This window comes from Paenibacillus castaneae (assembly GCF_002884445.1).
GTDB lineage: Bacteria > Bacillota > Bacilli > Paenibacillales > Paenibacillaceae > Pristimantibacillus > Pristimantibacillus castaneae.
Genome location: NZ_KZ614144.1, coordinates 5,863,108 through 5,880,703, shown reverse-complemented (window position 1 = coordinate 5,880,703; position 17,596 = coordinate 5,863,108). Strand labels below are relative to the sequence as shown.

Sequence of the window (17,596 nt, the reverse complement as noted above, 5' to 3'; positions counted from 1 at the left end):
CGAAAATTTCAAGGAGGAAATATCAATGATTATTAACCACAATATCGCAGCTCTTAATACTCATCGTCAATTGTCCAGCAACAATGCAGGCGCAAGCAAATCTTTGGAGAAATTGTCTTCTGGTCTTCGCATCAACCGCGCTGGTGATGATGCAGCTGGTCTAGCAATCTCCGAAAAAATGCGTGGCCAAATCCGTGGTTTGGATCAAGCTAGCCGCAACTCGCAAGACGGTATCTCCCTTATTCAAACTGCTGAGGGTGCTCTTAACGAAACTCACTCCATCTTGCAACGTATGCGTGAGCTAGCTGTTCAATCGGGTAACGATACAAACACAGCTCAAGACCGTACAAACCTTCAAGATGAAATGGATCAATTGGGTAAAGAAATTGACCGTATTTCTAGCACGACTCAATTCAATACTAAGAACCTAATCGATGGTTCGATGGATAAAACTACTACTTCAACTGCAAATATTAACACCAACACTTCAATCAAGGGTCTAGCTGGCGCTGCTCTTGCAGATACAGCGAAATTTAGTGACTTGACAGATAAAGATAAAAATAGTCTAGGTATTGTTGACGGAGATACTATTGAAGTATCCTACGTTAAAAATGGAGTAACTACAACAGTTACACTTGCTGGTGACGACACTATCGCCGATATCAAGAAAGCAGGTGACTTTGGTGCTGCCACTGTTAATGCTACAGGCGGTATCGAAATTGCTGCAACTGGTAAGGGTTATGATGGAGCAATCAATGGTTTGACTTTCACCGTTAAAGATGCAAATGGGGATGTTAAATCTGGAGCTTCAAATGCATTGTCAAGTTTCTCTGAAACTACTGCTGCAGCTCTAGACCATGCTGATAGCCAAGCAACGTTCCAAATCGGTGCTAACACAAACCAAAATATTCAACTTTCGATTAAAGACATGAGCTCTTCTGCTCTTGGTGTTAAAGATCTTAAAATCGGCAACCAAGGCCAAGCTAACGTTGCGATCAAAGTTATCGATGCTGCAACTCAAAAAGTTTCGGCTGAGCGTTCGAAACTGGGTGCTGTTCAAAACCGTCTTGAGCACACAATTAACAACTTGAACACTTCTTCGGAGAACTTGACTGCAGCTGAATCACGTGTACGTGACGTTGATATGGCTAAAGAAATGATGACATTCACGAAGAACAACATTCTTACTCAAGCTTCCCAAGCGATGTTGGCTCAAGCTAACCAACAACCGCAAGGCGTTCTTCAATTGCTTCGCTAATAGCAATCCATTCGAAAAAGCCTTAGGATTTATCCTAAGGCTTTTTCCTTTTACATATAAGTATTCAAGATAAAGAGGTTCTATTATGATTACTACGATAAGCATGAAATATAGTAATGAGAGATTCTGATTTTCCAGAGTCTCTTTTATAATTACTCTAATCATTTTATGAGATATTGCCGATAAATATATTACAAATAAACGTTGGAGGACTGATTTGTGATGAACATAAATACATCGATCACAGGAACTAGCAGTTCAACTGATCGTGTTGCTTCAGGAAGCAAATCTATAGAGCCTTCTAAGGTTGCTGTAAGCCACTCTACAGAAACGAAAACGACTATCACGAATATAAGTGACCTTAAGAATGCAGAATTGCGCGGAGAGCATTACACGGTTAGTGATGAACAGCTGGTTAAAGCAATTGACAAAGCTATAAAATCAATGCAAGGCAAAGCTACCAATTTGGAGTTTACGGTTCATGATAAAACGAAACTGATTTCCGTGAAAGTACTCGATAGTGATTCTGGTGAAGTCATAAGAGAAATTCCTCCAGAGAAGACGTTAGATTTTGTTGCAAAGCTATGGGAAATGGCTGGGATATTAATAGACGAAAAAAGATAATCATTAAAAAAGGAGTGTGAATTATGCGTATAGGTGGATTGGCATCGGGAATGGACACAGATGCTATTATTAAAAAACTAATGGCTGCACAGCGAATTCCTTTGGATAAACTAGCTCAGAAGAAGCAAGCGTTGGAGTGGAAACGAGATGATTATCGAACACTCAATAGCAAAATATTAGAGTTTCGCAACGCTGCATTTGACATGAAATTGCAATCAGGTTATTTAGCGAAGAAGGTGTCTTCCTCACAAGAAAATATTGTCTCAGTAACGGGAACAGCTAATGCAAATGAAGGACAATATACGATCCAGATTAAAGAGCTAGCTGCGTCTGCTTCCTTGACATCTGGCGATTTAGCTGGTCCACCTGGTGTTGGGAAGAAGCTAAGCGTACTTAACTTAAGTAGTGAGACAGAATTGAAAGTTACCGGGGAGAAAGGGACTGCATCCATAACGATTAAGCCGACAGATAGCATTGAAGATCTTGTATCGTCAATTAATAATAACGCGGCATCAACTGGTGTTAAAGTATCCTACGATGCTAATATGGATAGATTATTTTTTAGTTCTTCCAAATCAGGTCAAACATCAAAAATAAACTTGGAACTAGGAAATGGTGATAACATAAATACTATTTTCGGTTTTTCAACGGCTTCTGTTCAATTGGAAGGCTCGAAGATGCTTGTTCCAAGTGAATTAATTGATAACACTTTATCAGGGACTTCTAAATTTACGATTAAGTACGATAATATTAATTATGATTTCGATGTAACAAGTACAACTACTATGGGTGATCTTGTTAATCAGATGAATAATAAATTGACTAAGGTCGGTGTAGACGCTAGCTTGAATAGCAGTGGCAAGCTTACTTTCGCAAATGCAGATAAGACTAAGGCGATTACTTTTTCTGATGATGCTGGAGGTGCTATTGTAAATAAATTAGGAGTTGATACTCCTCTTAAACCGAACTCAGCAGTTATTAGTGCTACTGGTAAAAATGCTAAAGTTCTATTCAATGGTATTGAGGCTGAGTATGACTCTAATACGTTCTCAATTGCAGGAATGTCTTTTACCGCTAAGCAAGAAAGCAGTACTGTTGTAAATGTAGGAGTAACGCAAGACGTCAGCTCAGTAGTAGATACGATTAAAAAATTTGTTGAAAAATATAATTCATTAATTGATGAAGTTAATAAAGAAGTGCAAGAAAAACGTCAGCGAAATTTCCAACCGCTTACGTCTGAGCAACGTGAGGCTATGAGCGAGGATGAGATTAAGAAATGGGAAGAACGTGCTAGAAGCGGGATGCTGTCAAATGATCAGCTATTAACTAGCGGATTGAGCTCTCTTCGTATTTCATTATCAAATTCAGTAAGTGGTCTTCCTGCTGGACAAATAAAAAGTTTAGCGGAAATTGGAATATCGAACAGTAATGTAAATGGTTCTGTAATCAGCGGCACATATGCTGATCGGGGCAAATTATATATTGATGAAGCTAAGCTTACGAAGGCATTGACTGAAAAGCCGGAGGAGGTAATGGCTTTATTTACAGCAAAGGGGGCTACTGAATCAAGCGATGGCATTGCTTCACGTTTGTATGACAAATCAGTAGTGCTTTTTAAGCAAATTACAGAAAAAGCTGGAACAGCAGAAGCAAATGATAATAATTACTCTATGGGTAAAGAAAATAAACTAATTACAGACCAAATAGCCCGTCTGACTGAGCGTTTGGATGATATGGAGAAACGTTATTATAAACAATTCACAGCAATGGAGACTTATTTAAATAAAATGAACTCCCAAAGCGCATGGCTAACTCAGCAATTTAGCTCATAGGAGGTTTTCCAGCATGCAATTGCAGCAGCGCAATAAATACTTAGAAACAACTGTACAAACAGCATCGCCAGCTCAATTGCTCATTATGCTTTACGATGGTGCAATTCGATTCTGTCGTCAAGGTATTGAAGCAATTAAAGAAAAAAAATATTCTGAAGCGCACACTAATTTATTGAAGGTTCAAAACATAATTAGTGAATTTATCATTACTATAGATCGAAATTCACCTATGTCAGAAAATCTATTGAGTTTGTATGAATATTTTAATACTCGACTTGTTGAAGCAAATATGAAAAAGGAAATCGAGCCTGCAGAAGAAGTGCTCGGTCACTTAATTGAATTAAAAGAAACATGGATTCAAGCTGCCAAACAATACAATCAATTAGCGGGGCAAGGCGTTGGAAGCACTCTTAAAGCAACTCACTCGACTGTCGTCTGAATTAATCCAGAGATTAGAAAGTTGTGAACTTGAAGAGTTTGATATTTATATGCAGGAGCGAGATGACCTTTTTACAGAGCTCGAGAAGGTGACTCTTACTCCTGATCAAGTTGCAGCATGTCGACCGATTGTATTGCATATTATGGAGCTGGACAACGTCATTACTGGCAGAATGACGAAGCTGCGTAATGAAGCGAATATAGAGATTGAGAAAATAAATCGTGGAAAACGTTCAAAGTCGATGTATGAGTCAGGCGCTTATGGCGATGATAGCCTTTTCTTCGATACCAAACGATAATAATCTAGTCTAGAAATAGTGATGATGCTGCTCCGCCCATTGGGCGGTTATTTTTTTATTAATGTAGTGATAGTTGTAATCAACATGCGATGTTATCTGACTCTTTCAACATAACCAACTTATTATGAATCCGCTTACAACAAATTGTTTGACAATTCCGTTAAGTGGGTGTTATAGTCAAATTGTGGGTTATACAATGAGATGCCTCACAGTATTTGAAGATGAAGGGAATGTTTGCACATGCAAGGTAAAGTTAAATGGTTTAATGCAGAGAAGGGTTATGGATTTATCGAGACTGAGCAAGGCGGCGACGTATTTGTTCATTTCTCCGCGATCCAAACTGATGGTTTCAAGACTCTTGAAGAAGGCCAATCCGTTGAATTCGATATTGTTGAAGGCGCTCGTGGTCCACAAGCAGCAAACGTAGTAAAACTGTAATCATTTGGCCAATAGGCCACCTTATAGTACGGCTGAATAAGCATACACCCAAAGCTCCGGGCAACCGGGGCTTTTTTCTGTGTGTAGTAGTCAGAAATAATCCTTCTGCTTCAATAAATAAATACTCTATGACGACCAGCCCACATATAGACTAGTGCTTAAGTATTATTTATCTGAATATTCCGAATAAACAAAAAACGGTTTTGATCTGCCTATAAATATGTGTTATAATAAGAGTATGTAAAGGAGGAGTTCCCCATGAACTACAACATTCGAGGTCAACGCTTTCAGGTCACAGACGCATTGAGAGACTACGTCGAAAAGAAACTCAGTAGATTGGATAAGTATTTCGAAACGCCAGTCGCCTCCGACATTAATGTAACACTATCCGTCACCAAAGGAATACATGCAGTAGAGGTGACGATTCCACTCACCGGTGTCTTGCTAAGAGCCGAAGAGAAGAGCGAGGATATGTACGCTTCAATTGATATTGTGGTGGACAAACTCGAACGACAAATACGCAAACATAAAACAAAAGTAAATCGTAAATTCCGTCAAGCAAGCAGTGTACACTCCTTGTTCACGGAATCAACCGCAGCAGTAGGTGTCATGGATGAAGAGGAAGACGAGCTGGAGCTTGTTAGAACCAAGCGTTTCGCCTTGAAGCCAATGGATGTGGAAGAAGCGATTTTGCAAATGAATATGGTAGGACATAACTTCTTCGTGTTCGCCAATGTAGACAGTACAGAGGTAAATGTTGTATACAAACGCAGTGACGGGAAGTATGGATTAATTGAACAAGGCTAGCTGCTATTATACTTAAAACGAAGAGCCTTTTCTTCTTTATGGAGAAAGGCTTTTTCTTTTCCAATCAGACTCGTTGCGGCGATGTCGACAAACTGATACAATTTAAGGCAAAGAGGCGTAATCACGAAAGGGGAAAACCATGCTCGGACTAGTGAAAAAGATATTCGGTGACCATAACGAGCGCGAGGTAAAACGGCTCCAGCGTACGGTTGATGAAATAAATGCGATTGAATCGCAATTCACGGCTCTATCCGATGAGGCTCTTCGCGCGAAGACTGAGGAATTTAAAGCGAGAATTGAAAAAGGCGAGTCTGTGGACAAGCTGCTTCCTGAAGCTTTTGCAACAGTCAGAGAGGCATCCAAGCGTACGCTTGGCATGCGTCACTTCGACGTGCAGCTGCTTGGAGGCATGGTGCTTCACGAAGGTAAAATAGCGGAGATGAGAACGGGTGAAGGTAAGACGCTCGTTGCTACGCTGCCGGTCTATTTAAATGCTCTTCAAGGCAAAGGCGTACACGTCATTACCGTCAATAACTACTTGGCTCAGCGTGATAGCGAGCTGATGGGACAGCTTTACGGCTTTCTCGGCATGACTGTAGGCTGTAACCTGCATGGCTTGTCACATGATGAGAAGCAAGAAGCTTATGCTTGCGACATTACGTATGGTACAAATAATGAATTTGGTTTCGATTATTTGCGTGACAATATGGTGCTCTACAAGGAACAAATGGTACAGCGCCCGCTTTATTTTGCCATTATCGATGAAGTGGATTCCATTCTCGTCGATGAGGCGCGGACGCCGCTAATCATTTCGGGACAAGCTGCGAAGTCGACAGAGCTTTATTTTGCCGCTGACCGCTTTGTTAACCGTTTGAAGCCGGACGAGGACTTTACTATTGATGTTAAAGTGCGCAGCGTTATGCTGACTGAAGCAGGTGTTACGAAGGCAGAGAAAGCTTTTGGAATCGAAAACCTGTTTGACCACGCTAACGTTACGCTTAACCATCATATTCAGCAAGGCTTGAAAGCTAACTTTATTATGAAACGCGATGTCGACTATGTTGTAGAAGAAGACGAAGTCGTCATTGTCGATGAATTTACAGGCCGTCTGATGTCTGGACGCCGTTATAGCGACGGCTTGCACCAAGCGATTGAAGCGAAGGAGCAGCTGGAGGTTCAAAACGAGAGCATGACGCTCGCGACGATCACTTTCCAGAACTACTTCCGTATGTACCGCAAGCTGGCTGGTATGACAGGTACAGCGAAGACGGAGGAAGAGGAGTTCAAACGGATTTATGGGCTTGATGTTATTCAAGTGCCTACGAACCGTTCTATGATTCGTCAGGATATTGCAGATGTGGTATACAAATCAGAGAATGGTAAATTCAAAGCGGTTGTTGAAGAAATTGTGCAGCGTCACAGTAAAAACCAACCCGTGCTCGTAGGTACTATTTCCATCGAGAACTCAGAGAAACTATCAGATATGCTGAAGCGCAGAGGCGTAGCGCATAAGGTGCTTAACGCAAAGTTCCATGCGGAGGAAGCAGAGATCATCTCGCGTGCCGGACAAGCTGGATCGGTAACGATCGCTACGAACATGGCTGGACGTGGTACGGATATTTTGCTGGGCGATTCGGTTGAAAATCTGGGCGGCTTGCACATTATTGGTACGGAGCGTCATGAAAGCCGTCGAATCGACAATCAGCTTCGCGGACGTGCGGGACGTCAAGGCGATCCAGGATCATCACAGTTCTATTTGTCGCTAGAGGATGAGTTGATGCGCCGCTTTGGTTCTGAGAATATTATGGGCATGATGGATAAGCTCGGTCTTGATGAGGATCAACCGATTGAGAGCCGGATGATTTCAAGAGCTATTGAATCTGCTCAGAAGCGCGTAGAGGGCAATAACTTTGATATTCGGAAAGTCGTCCTGCAGTATGATGACGTTATGAATCAGCAGCGTGAGGTTATTTATAAGCAGCGTCGCGATATTCTAGGCTCAGATGATATTCGTCAGGAAGTTATGGATATGATCAAGCCTGTCGTGGAGCGCATTGTTGAAGCTCACACCTCTGAGGATATTCCGGAAGAGTGGGACTTACAAGCAATCGTTGATTATGCGAATGCTACCTTCTTGCCAGAAGGCGCTTTGACCAAAGAAGAGATTTGGGGCAAAGAGAAGGAAGAGATTATTGATTATATTTTTGAAGAGGTCGTTGCTTGCTATGACGAGCGCGAAGAAAATCTTGGACCTGAAACGATGCGTGAGTTCGAGAAGGTTGTCGTTCTTCGTGCAGTAGACAGCAAATGGATGGATCATATTGATGCGATGGATCAGCTTCGCCAAGGTATCCATTTACGTGCATACGGCGGTACTGATCCGCTTCGCGAGTACCAATTCGAAGGCTTCGAGATGTTCAAGGAAATGATCGAGAACATTCAAGAGGAAGTTGCCAAGTATATTATGAAGGCTCGTGTTGAGAGCAACCTAGAGCGCCAAGAGGTAGCTCAAGGACAAACGACAACAACTAGCGGCGGTGGAGAAGCCGTAGAGAAGCGTCCTGCTAAGCGCGAGGTTCGTGTCGGACGCAACGATGCTTGCCCATGCGGCAGCGGCAAGAAATATAAGCAATGCCACGGCAAGTAATCACCACGCAAGAAGGCACGACATAAAGTATGAGATCGAACAATTATTTTGAGGTGAAGCGAACGCTATGATAGACATAACGGTGAAACAAGACCTGCGTGAAATGGCCAAGCGTCTCCAAGAGCTCAGGGGGTCTCTTTGACTTAGATCTTAAGCAGGAGATCATTTCCAACTTCGAAGAGAAGATGACGATGCCCGATTTCTGGGATGATAATGACAAAGCGCAAAGCGTTATTGCTGAGCTCAATGCAGTGAAATCAGTCGTTGATCATTATGATGGGCTGAACAATGAGCAGGAAGAGCTGCAGATGATGCTGGAGCTGGCGGAAGAGGAAAACGATGAATCGCTTGAAGCGGATGTCGTTAGCGGCGTAAAGGAACTTTTGCGGAAGATCAGCGATTTCGAGCTTCAGCTCTTGCTTAACGAGCCTTATGACAAGCTCAATGCGATTTTGGAATTGCATCCTGGTGCCGGCGGAACAGAGTCGCAGGACTGGGGCTTGATGCTGTACCGGATGTATACGCGCTGGGCGGAGAAGCATGGCTTTAAGGTTGAGCTGCTCGATTACTTGCCTGGTGATGAGGCCGGTATTAAGAGTGTGACGATTATGGTCAAGGGTCATAATGCATACGGCTATCTGAAGGCAGAGAAGGGCGTGCACAGACTTGTCCGCATATCTCCCTTTGATTCGGCAGGCCGTCGCCACACTTCGTTTGCTTCCTGTGATGTTGTACCGGAAATTGACGACAGTATTGAAATTGAGATTCGTTCTGAGGATTTGAAGGTTGATACGTATAGGGCAAGCGGAGCGGGCGGTCAGCACGTAAATAAGACGGAATCTGCTATCCGGATTACGCATGTGCCCTCAGGCATTATCGTTGCTTGTCAGCAGGAGCGTTCGCAAATTCAGAACCGTGAGCGTGCGATGAAGATGCTTCGTTCCAAGCTGTATGATCGGAAGATTGAGGAGCAGAAAAAACATTTAGCGGATATTCGCGGCGACCAATCAGAGATTGCTTGGGGCAGCCAAATTCGTTCTTATGTTTTCCATCCGTACAGTATGGTTAAGGACCATCGGACATCCGTAGAAACGGGGAACGTAGGAGCAGTCATGGATGGGGATATTGATGCGTTTATTGATGGCTACCTGCGTCACCAGATCCGACATGATTAACGGAAAGTCGTTAAGCAGCATAGCTTTGATGAAGAGTTCCAACACCGCTTAGGTGTGGGGCTCTTCTTTTTGCGAAAAAAAGGGCATAGGGAGATAGAAAACATGGTGAAGGGAAGCTCGGCGAAACGAAGAAAGGGCGGGCAGAGCCTTACTCCGCGCAAGCAGTCGATTTGGAATATCGTTCAGCTTCTTGTGGGTACGGTCATTGTTGCTTTAAGCTTTAATATGTTCATGGTTCCAAATGGAATTGCATCAGGCGGCGTATCTGGACTATCAATATTGGTTCAGCGGAAGCTGGATATTACACCGGCCATTACACAATGGGCAGTTAATATTCCGTTGTTTCTTGCGGGCTTATGGCTGCTTGGGAAGAAATTTGCGGCAAAAACAGCGCTTGGCTCAATTCTGCTGCCGCTCTTCGTGCTGTTGACTGCCAATTGGCCGACACCGACCCACAATCCGCTTTTAGCTGCTATCTATGGGGGAATTGGTGTAGGTGTTGGACTTGGCCTTGTGTTTCGCGGTGGCGGGTCAACGGGCGGTATGGATTTGGCGGCTCAAATATTGCATCGGTATACTGGAATTCCACTCAGCTTAGCAATTGTATGCTTTGATGGCTGTGTTATTGTGGCAGCAGGGCTTGTTATTTCACCAGAAGTGGCTTTATATGCGTTAATTGGTCTCTTCGTAACGAGTAAAACGATTGATTTCGTGCAAAGCGGTTTACAGCTCTCGAAGGTGGCCTTCATTATTAGCGATCATTCCGATGCGGTGGCGGATATCATTTTGAATGACTTGGATCGGGGATTGACGCGGCTCGACGGGCATGGGGGTTATACGGGGCAGGGCAAGGCAGTGCTTATGGTTGTAGTTGGGCAGAATGAGGTGCCGAAGCTGAAGCAGCTAGTTAAAGCGATTGACCCGGGGGCGTTTGTCATCATAAGCAATACGGCCGAGGTGCTTGGTCAAGGCTTTAAAGTCGAGGGCTAATGCTGCGTAATAAAGAGCTGATGGAACGGCATTTCAGCTTCTGAAATTGTATGCTTGAAAGTATCGAGTATGTGTAAGACAGAGACAGTTATATGAAGCTTTTGGAAGGCTATGTTGGAATCATCCAGGATAGCCTTTTTGTGCTGTGTTTTGTGACAAAATGTTACGAAAAACGAGTCGATTTGTTCGTTGTATTATTATTAATTCGAATGTATAATAATACGAAACGAACTCTATATTTCCATCAACTGCCGAATGATGTACAATAATAAGTTGTAGAAGTAGACAACCTTTTCCAAGTGAAAAGAGTAATAGATGGAGCTGCAGCGAGCTTGGCCGGATAGGGCGAAATCAGCATGTGGTGTCCAGTTTTGGGGAGAGATATAATTATGAGCGCAAAAGTAAAAATAGCGATTGTTGGCTCGACGGGCTACGGCGGTGTTGAACTTATTCGATTGCTTTCATCTCATCCGAATGCGGAGGTGACTTCAGTCATCTCATCATCCAGCGCAGGAACGCCATTTACGGATGGATACCCGCATTTGATTGGTATTCATGAGGAGCTGCTTGATGATATGGAGCCGGCTTCCATTAAAGCAAAGGCTGATGTTGTATTTCTAGCAACTCCTGCCGGCGTGGCCTCCAAGCTCGCGCCGCAGCTGCTCCAAGCAGGTTTGAAAGTAATTGATTTGTCCGGAGATTTTCGATTGAAATCGCCAGCGCTCTATGAGCAGTGGTATAAGAAGCCCGCAGCTGACGAGGATTACTTGAAGCAGGCGGTATTTGGTCTTTCTGAGATTTATGGCGATCAAGTATTGGATGCTTCGTTTATCTCCAATCCCGGCTGTTATCCAACAGCAACCTTGCTCGGCCTTATTCCCGCTGTGAAAGAGGGCTGGATCGATCCGAACACGATCATTATAGATGCGAAGTCAGGGGTTTCCGGTGCAGGCCGCGGCGCTTCGCTAGGAACTCATTACTCGGAACTGAACGAGAATTTCAGAGCTTATAAGCTTAATCAGCACCAGCATACTCCAGAAATTGAGATGGTGCTTTCTGACGCTGCCGATAAGGAGGTCGTTGCGACCTTCACTACGCATCTCGTACCGATGACTCGCGGCATTATGTCCACGATGTACGCATCCATTCAAGGCAAGCGAAGCACGAAGGACTTTATTGATTTATATCGTTCCTATTATGAGGGTCGCCGCTTCGTACGTATTCGTCCGGAAGGACAATGGCCTTCAACGAAAGAAGTATGGGGATCAAATTATTGTGATATCGGCTTTGCTGTAGATGAGCGTACGGGTCGTCTAACGATCGTATCGGTTATCGATAACCTCGTTAAGGGCGCAGCCGGCCAAGCGATTCAAAACTTGAATTTAATGATGGGCTGGGACGAGTCACTAGGACTGCAGTTTGTACCGGTATATCCATAATATATTTACGGCACTTATAACGAATTAACCCATAAATATACTCATACACGTGAAGGAGATTCGATTCTACCATGGAACAGGGGAATACGGCATCACTATTCTCGATCGTCGAAGACGGCTCGATAACATCGCCCAAAGGTTTTAAAGCAGGCGGGCTGCATTGCGGACTTAAGAAATCTTCTCGTCATGATCTAGGCGCTATCGTCTGCGACGTGCCAGCTGCAGCAGCTGGCGTATACACGACGAATGTATTTCAAGCGGCACCGCTTCAAGTAACGCGAGAAAGTATAGGAGCGGGCGGTGTGCTTCGTGCTGTGCTCGTTAACAGCGGTAATGCGAATGCATGCACAGGAAAACAAGGCGAAGCGGATGCTTATGAAATGCGTGCCCGTTTTGCGGAGTCGATTGGTGTAGCGGCAGAGCATGTAGCCGTAGGTTCCACCGGTGTAATCGGCGAGAATCTTAAGATGGATAAGGTTCGCAGCGGTATAGACGGTCTTCCTGTTCGGCTTGAAGGCAATCGCGATGGAGCCGATGGCTTCTGTCAAGCGATTCTCACAACCGATCTTGTTCAGAAAATGGTATGCGTTCAGCTTGAGCTGGACGGTCAAATCGTTCACGTTGCAGGAGCGGCCAAAGGCTCGGGAATGATTCATCCCAACATGGCAACGATGCTTGGCTTCGTAACAACGGATGCAGCGATTGGCAGCGAAGCGCTTCAACAATTACTGCGTCAAGCAACGGATCTGACTTTTAATATGATTACAGTAGATGGCGATACAAGCACGAATGATATGCTCGTCGCAATGGCAAGCGGGCTTGCAGGCAATGCCGAGCTAACTCCGAAGCATGAGGGCTGGACTGCATTTGCAGCAGCTGTACGTTATGTATGCGAAGTGCTCGCGAAAGCGATCGCTCGTGACGGAGAAGGCGCAACAAAGCTCGTTGAAGTACAAGTAAACGGCGCAGTTAGCGACGATTCTGCACAGGCGATCGCGAAGACCGTTATTGGTTCATCGCTTGTGAAGTCAGCCGTATTCGGTGCGGATGCGAACTGGGGCCGTATTATAGCGGCTGTCGGACGTGCAGGCCAGCCTGTAAATCCAGAAACCGTAGATATACGTCTCGGAAATATTTTGACGCTGGAGCAATCACGCCCCGTTGCGTTTGATGAAGAAGAAGCCTTGGAATATTTAAAAGGCGATACGGTTGTTATTCGTGTTGATCTGTATAACGGTGAAGGCAAGGCAACAGCTTGGGGCTGTGATTTAACTTATGATTATGTCCGTATTAATGCGGCATATCGTACGTAAGCGATAGATTCTGGAGGGTATGGAACAGTGACGGAGCAACGTTTTGTAATGAAATGCGGAGGTAGCACGCTAGCGGCGCTTCCGAATCGGTTTTTTGATGAGCTGCGCGAGCTGCAGCAATCGGGGATTCGTCCAGTTATTGTACACGGCGGCGGTCCTGCTATTTCAGAAACGCTTGGCAAGCTGGGCATTGAGACGGGCTTCGTGAACGGTCTTCGCAAAACGAATGACGATGTGCTGGATGTGGTTGAGATGGTGCTTGCTGGCCGCATCAACAAAGAGATCGTCCGCAAGATTCAAACAAACGGAGCCAAGTCGCTTGGACTCTCGGGTGTGGACGGAATGTTAATTCAAGCGAGGCCAGTTGCGAATGCCGCTGAAATCGGCTTCGTCGGTGATGTGACAGATGTTAATGCAGCCATTATTGAGGGCATTATGGATATGGGATTTATTCCAGTCATCGCTCCTATCGGTATCGATGATCAGGGTCAGCGCTACAACATAAATGCAGATACGGCTGCAGGCGCGGTGGCTTCCCGTCTTGGCGTTGAGCGCATGATCGTCGTGACGGACGTTCCAGGTATTCTGAAAACGGTGGACGGCCAGAAGCAGGTATTGCCGGTTGTTACCGTAGAAGAAATAGATGCGATGATTGCGAGCGGAGAAATTTACGGCGGTATGATTCCGAAGGTGCGAGCGGCAATTGCATGCATCCAAGGGCGAGTGCGTGAGGTTGTCATTGTAAGCGGCGAGGAGCCGGGCGTATTAACGAAGGCCGTGCGTAAGGGCGGAGTTGGCACGCGTATTGTTCAATCGAATGAAGGGCGGGTGTAAGGGCAATGAGCGAGACAAATACGGCAGCAGCAGCTGACCAATCCCTGTTTCCAACCTATGCGAGATATCCAGTAGCTTTGGTTAAAGGGGATGGAAGCTGGCTTTGGGATGATCAAGGAAAGAAGTATTTAGATTTTATGAGCGGCATTGCGGTAACAAACTTAGGGCATGCTCCCAAGCAAATTAAAGCGGCGCTGATTAAGCAGCTGGATGAGCTGTGGCATGTTTCGAATTTGTTCCACATTCCGAATCAAGCGGAAGCAGCGAAGCTCATTACCGATAACAGCTGCGCAGACGCAGTATTTTTCTGCAACTCAGGTGCTGAAGCGAATGAAGCAGCTATTAAGCTGGCCCGTCGCTATAATCAGAAGGTTTTGAACAATGGGCGTTATGAAATTATTACCTTTGAGCAGTCTTTCCACGGGCGTACGCTTGCGACGCTTACGGCAACAGGTCAAGCTAAAGTGAAGGAAGGCTTCCTGCCTTTGCCAGAAGGATTCAAGACCATTCCTTTGAATGATCTGGATGCGCTGAAGGCAGCCGTTACCGATAAGACCGCGGCTGTCATGCTGGAGATGGTACAGGCGGAAGGCGGCATTCATCCGGTTGATCCTGCTTACATGAAGGAACTGGCTGCTCTTTGCGAGCAGCAGGGCATACTGCTCATCGTCGATGAAATTCAGACGGGCATGGGACGTACGGGCAAGCTGTTCGCATATGAGCATTACGGCATCGAGCCAGACATATTCACAATGGCCAAGGGGCTTGGCAGCGGCTTCCCTGTTGGTGCAATGGCAGCGAAGGAGAAGCTTCGCGAAGGCTTCACTGCTGGTAGCCATGGCTCAACATTCGGAGGCACGCCGATTGCGACAGCTGTTGTGAAAGCGACACTGGAGACGATTGTCGGTGATGACCTGTCCGCGCGAGCGGCGCAGCAGGGCGACTATTTAATGGCTCAGCTTCGCGAGAAGCTGGAAGGCAATGCTTTTGTCCAAGAGGTGCGCGGACTTGGCCTGCTCGTAGGAATTGAATGCGCTGGACCGATAGCCGAGATTCTGAATGCGGCGCAGGAGCGCGGTCTCATTGTTATTTCTGCAGGGCCGAACGTCATTCGACTGCTGCCGAATTTGCTTGTTACGAAGGAAGAGATAGATACAGCTGTAAGTATTATTACGGAGCTGCTAGAGGCTAAGAGCCTGTAGCTTTTAAGATAAAGAGGTATAGGCTTCAAACTGAAGGAGGACGTTATTATGCAAGGAACTGTAAATGAGGAACTCGCAATTAGTCTCAAAGGGCGCGATTTTCTAATGCTGGTTGATTTTAAGCCAGAAGAAATTCGTTACTTGATCGACCTAGCTATTGATCTTAAGCAAAAACAAAAAGCAGGCGAAACTCACCATATTCTAAAAGGTAAGACACTTGGCATGATTTTTGAGAAATCTTCGACACGTACGCGCGTTTCGTTCGAAGTTGGGATGTATCAGCTTGGCGGCCAAGGGCTGTTTCTAAGCGGCAATGATTTGCAAATCGGCCGCGGTGAGACGATCTGGGATACAGCGCAGACGCTTTCCCGTTACCTCGATGGCATTATGATTCGTACATTTGCACATCGCAAAGTGGTTGAGCTTGCTCGTGGAGCGACAATTCCGGTTATTAATGGTTTGACGGATCTATCGCATCCATGCCAAGCGCTTGCGGATTACCAAACGATTCTGGAGCAAAAGGGACGTTTGGAAGGTTTAAAAATTGCATATATCGGCGATGGCAATAACATGACTCATTCTCTGTTGATGGGTGCAGCGAAGCTTGGTCTTCATATGTCCGTTGCAACTCCTGAGGGTTATGAGCCGGATGCGGATATTATTCAGCAAACGAAGGATCATGCTGCTGAGACTGGCTCGCAAATTCACATTTGCCGCGATCCTAAAGAAGCAATTGCGGATGCCGATATCGTATATACAGACGTATGGGCGAGCATGGGCCAAGAAGCAGAGCAGAAGGAACGCGAGGTTGCTTTTGCCGCTTATCAAGTGAATGAGGCTTTAACGAAATATGCGAAGAAGGACTATCTATTCATGCACTGCTTGCCTGCACATCGCGGCGAAGAAGTGAGCGAGGGTGTTATCGATGGCAAGCGTTCGATCATTTTTGATCAAGCCGAAAACCGTCTTCATGCGCAAAAAGCGATCATGGCCGCTATCATGTCCTAAGCGTTCATTCCAAATATAATTACATTCGAAGGGAAGTAAACACAACTATGGCAAAAGAAAAAATCGTGCTCGCCTATTCGGGCGGCCTGGATACTTCAGTTATTCTCAAATGGTTGAAAGAAACGTATGACGCAGAAATTATCGCTTTTACAGCAGATATCGGGCAAAAGGATGAGCTTGACGGCTTGGAAGCGAAAGCACTCGCAACAGGCGCATCCAAAGTATATATTGATGATCTTCGCGATGAATTCGCAAGCGACTTCATCTACCCGATGTTCCAAGCTGGTACCCTGTATGAGGGCCAATACCTGCTCGGCACATCAATCGCTCGTCCGCTTATCGCAAAGCGTATGGTCGATATCGCACGCGCGGAAGGCGCTGCTTACATTGCACACGGCGCAACAGGCAAGGGCAATGACCAGGTTCGTTTCGAGCTTACGGCTGCTGCACTTGCACCAGAGATCGGTGTTATCGCGCCTTGGCGCCTTGAAGCATTCCGCGAGGAGTTCCCAGGCCGCGCTGAAATGATCGCATATGCAGAGAAACACAATATCCCTGTAACAGCGTCCGCAGCTAAGCCATATTCAACTGACCGCAATTTGCTGCATATCAGCTTCGAGAGCGGTATGCTTGAAGATCCTTGGTTCGATCCAAGCTCCGAGGAGAACGAGAGCATGTACGTGCTGAGCGTATCTCCAGAGAATGCGCCGGACAAAGCGGAATATGTTGAGCTTACTTTTGCAGAAGGCAATTGTACGGCAATTAACGGCAAAGAGCTCAGCCCATTGGAAGTTATGGATACGCTGAATGAGCTTGGCGGCAAGCACGGCATCGGACGCGTTGACATGGTAGAGAACCGTTTCGTCGGCATGAAGAGCCGCGGCGTATACGAGACACCAGGCGGAACCATCCTATTTACTGCTCACCGCAAAATGGAATCCTTAACAATGGACCGCGAGGTTATGCACCTTCGCGACTCCTTGATCGCGAAATACAGCCAGCTTGTATATAACGGCTTCTGGTTCGCGCCGGAGCGTCTTGCCCTGCAAGCGCTAGTTACTGAATCACAGAAAAATGTGAGCGGCGTAGTTCGCTTGAAGCTTTACAAAGGCAATGTAATCGGAGCAGGCGTACAAAGCCCTGTCAGCCTATATAACCCGGATATCGCAACAATGGAAGCAGATCCGTCACAAGCATACGATCAAGGCGATGCAACCGGCTTTATTCGCCTGAACGCTTTGCGTTTGAAAGTATCATCCGCAGTAACGAACAAGTAAGCTTTACAAGGGAGT

The 17,596-nt window shown here is 45.6% G+C and carries 16 protein-coding genes; all 16 read left to right on the top strand.

Translation table 11 applies throughout. The features are described 5' to 3' along the window. The first annotated feature begins 25 nt into the window (after positions 1 to 25). The 16 genes from CEF13_RS26430 (at position 26) to CEF13_RS26355 (ending at position 17,581) form a co-directional block, all read left to right on the top strand. Positions 26 to 1,258: a flagellin N-terminal helical domain-containing protein gene (locus tag CEF13_RS26430; protein WP_102715459.1), complete on the top strand. Its 1,233-nt coding sequence runs from the start codon at positions 26 to 28 to the stop codon at positions 1,256 to 1,258. Positions 1,259 to 1,480: 222 nt separating this feature from the next. Next, positions 1,481 to 1,882 (top strand): flagellar protein FlaG, encoded by a 402-nt coding sequence (locus CEF13_RS26425; protein ID WP_102715457.1) that lies wholly within the window; start codon positions 1,481 to 1,483, stop codon positions 1,880 to 1,882. 23 nt (positions 1,883 to 1,905) lie between these two features. Beyond that, entirely contained in the window at positions 1,906 to 3,714 is a 1,809-nt protein-coding gene (fliD, locus tag CEF13_RS26420; protein WP_102715455.1) for a flagellar filament capping protein FliD, read from the top strand. Positions 3,715 to 3,727: 13 nt separating this feature from the next. Then, positions 3,728 to 4,153 carry a flagellar export chaperone FliS gene (fliS, locus tag CEF13_RS26415; RefSeq protein WP_102715453.1) on the top strand — a complete coding sequence of 142 codons (426 nt, stop codon included), beginning with the start codon at positions 3,728 to 3,730 and terminating at the stop codon, positions 4,151 to 4,153. Next, positions 4,113 to 4,451, top strand: a complete 339-nt coding sequence (gene fliT / locus CEF13_RS26410) for a flagellar protein FliT (RefSeq protein WP_481850193.1) — start codon at positions 4,113 to 4,115, stop codon at positions 4,449 to 4,451. Before fliS ends, fliT begins: the two co-directional genes overlap by 41 nt. Positions 4,452 to 4,691: 240 nt before the next feature. Beyond that, positions 4,692 to 4,889: a cold shock domain-containing protein gene (locus CEF13_RS26405; RefSeq protein ID WP_028559287.1), complete on the top strand. Its 198-nt coding sequence runs from the start codon at positions 4,692 to 4,694 to the stop codon at positions 4,887 to 4,889. 258 nt (positions 4,890 to 5,147) lie between these two features. After that, positions 5,148 to 5,696, top strand: a complete 549-nt coding sequence (gene hpf / locus CEF13_RS26400; RefSeq protein WP_102715449.1) for a ribosome hibernation-promoting factor, HPF/YfiA family — start codon at positions 5,148 to 5,150, stop codon at positions 5,694 to 5,696. Between the two features lie 139 nt (positions 5,697 to 5,835). Then, on the top strand, positions 5,836 to 8,343 hold the full coding sequence (gene secA, locus CEF13_RS26395) for a preprotein translocase subunit SecA (RefSeq protein WP_102715447.1): 2,508 nt from the start codon (positions 5,836 to 5,838) through the stop codon (positions 8,341 to 8,343). A gap of 67 nt (positions 8,344 to 8,410) precedes the next feature. Continuing rightward, a protein-coding gene (gene prfB, locus CEF13_RS26390) for a peptide chain release factor 2 (protein ID WP_102715445.1) occupies positions 8,411 to 9,518 on the top strand; the annotation gives its coding sequence in 2 pieces (ribosomal slippage) (positions 8,411 to 8,482 and positions 8,484 to 9,518; 1,107 coding nt in all). Between the two features lie 102 nt (positions 9,519 to 9,620). Further along, positions 9,621 to 10,508: a YitT family protein gene (locus CEF13_RS26385; RefSeq protein WP_102715443.1), complete on the top strand. Its 888-nt coding sequence runs from the start codon at positions 9,621 to 9,623 to the stop codon at positions 10,506 to 10,508. A gap of 389 nt (positions 10,509 to 10,897) precedes the next feature. Then, a complete protein-coding gene (gene argC / locus CEF13_RS26380; RefSeq protein WP_102715441.1) occupies positions 10,898 to 11,947 on the top strand; it encodes an N-acetyl-gamma-glutamyl-phosphate reductase in 1,050 nt (349 codons plus the stop codon). Positions 11,948 to 12,018: 71 nt separating this feature from the next. Continuing rightward, positions 12,019 to 13,260, top strand: coding sequence for a bifunctional ornithine acetyltransferase/N-acetylglutamate synthase (gene argJ, locus CEF13_RS26375; protein ID WP_102715439.1), 1,242 nt, complete (start codon positions 12,019 to 12,021; stop codon positions 13,258 to 13,260). Between the two features lie 48 nt (positions 13,261 to 13,308). Continuing rightward, positions 13,309 to 14,094: an acetylglutamate kinase gene (argB, locus tag CEF13_RS26370; protein ID WP_102716578.1), complete on the top strand. Its 786-nt coding sequence runs from the start codon at positions 13,309 to 13,311 to the stop codon at positions 14,092 to 14,094. Positions 14,095 to 14,099: 5 nt separating this feature from the next. Beyond that, a complete protein-coding gene (locus CEF13_RS26365) occupies positions 14,100 to 15,296 on the top strand; it encodes an acetylornithine transaminase (RefSeq protein ID WP_102715437.1) in 1,197 nt (398 codons plus the stop codon). 48 nt (positions 15,297 to 15,344) lie between these two features. Beyond that, positions 15,345 to 16,304, top strand: coding sequence for an ornithine carbamoyltransferase (gene argF, locus CEF13_RS26360; protein ID WP_102715435.1), 960 nt, complete (start codon positions 15,345 to 15,347; stop codon positions 16,302 to 16,304). A gap of 47 nt (positions 16,305 to 16,351) precedes the next feature. Next, positions 16,352 to 17,581, top strand: coding sequence for an argininosuccinate synthase (locus tag CEF13_RS26355; RefSeq protein ID WP_102715433.1), 1,230 nt, complete (start codon positions 16,352 to 16,354; stop codon positions 17,579 to 17,581). Positions 17,582 to 17,596 lie beyond the last annotated feature (15 nt).

What these genes read in the sequence shown, in the direction of transcription:
- CEF13_RS26430 (WP_102715459.1), top strand. Translation starts at nt 26, where the DNA reads ATGATTATTAACCACAATATCGCAGCTCTTAATACTCATCGTCAATTG.
- CEF13_RS26425 (WP_102715457.1), top strand. Translation starts at nt 1,481, where the DNA reads ATGAACATAAATACATCGATCACAGGAACTAGCAGTTCAACTGATCGT.
- fliD (WP_102715455.1), top strand. Translation starts at nt 1,906, where the DNA reads ATGCGTATAGGTGGATTGGCATCGGGAATGGACACAGATGCTATTATT.
- fliS (WP_102715453.1), top strand. Translation starts at nt 3,728, where the DNA reads ATGCAATTGCAGCAGCGCAATAAATACTTAGAAACAACTGTACAAACA.
- CEF13_RS26405 (WP_028559287.1), top strand. Translation starts at nt 4,692, where the DNA reads ATGCAAGGTAAAGTTAAATGGTTTAATGCAGAGAAGGGTTATGGATTT.
- hpf (WP_102715449.1), top strand. Translation starts at nt 5,148, where the DNA reads ATGAACTACAACATTCGAGGTCAACGCTTTCAGGTCACAGACGCATTG.
- secA (WP_102715447.1), top strand. Translation starts at nt 5,836, where the DNA reads ATGCTCGGACTAGTGAAAAAGATATTCGGTGACCATAACGAGCGCGAG.
- CEF13_RS26385 (WP_102715443.1), top strand. Translation starts at nt 9,621, where the DNA reads ATGGTGAAGGGAAGCTCGGCGAAACGAAGAAAGGGCGGGCAGAGCCTT.
- argC (WP_102715441.1), top strand. Translation starts at nt 10,898, where the DNA reads ATGAGCGCAAAAGTAAAAATAGCGATTGTTGGCTCGACGGGCTACGGC.
- argJ (WP_102715439.1), top strand. Translation starts at nt 12,019, where the DNA reads ATGGAACAGGGGAATACGGCATCACTATTCTCGATCGTCGAAGACGGC.
- argB (WP_102716578.1), top strand. Translation starts at nt 13,309, where the DNA reads ATGAAATGCGGAGGTAGCACGCTAGCGGCGCTTCCGAATCGGTTTTTT.
- CEF13_RS26365 (WP_102715437.1), top strand. Translation starts at nt 14,100, where the DNA reads ATGAGCGAGACAAATACGGCAGCAGCAGCTGACCAATCCCTGTTTCCA.
- argF (WP_102715435.1), top strand. Translation starts at nt 15,345, where the DNA reads ATGCAAGGAACTGTAAATGAGGAACTCGCAATTAGTCTCAAAGGGCGC.
- CEF13_RS26355 (WP_102715433.1), top strand. Translation starts at nt 16,352, where the DNA reads ATGGCAAAAGAAAAAATCGTGCTCGCCTATTCGGGCGGCCTGGATACT.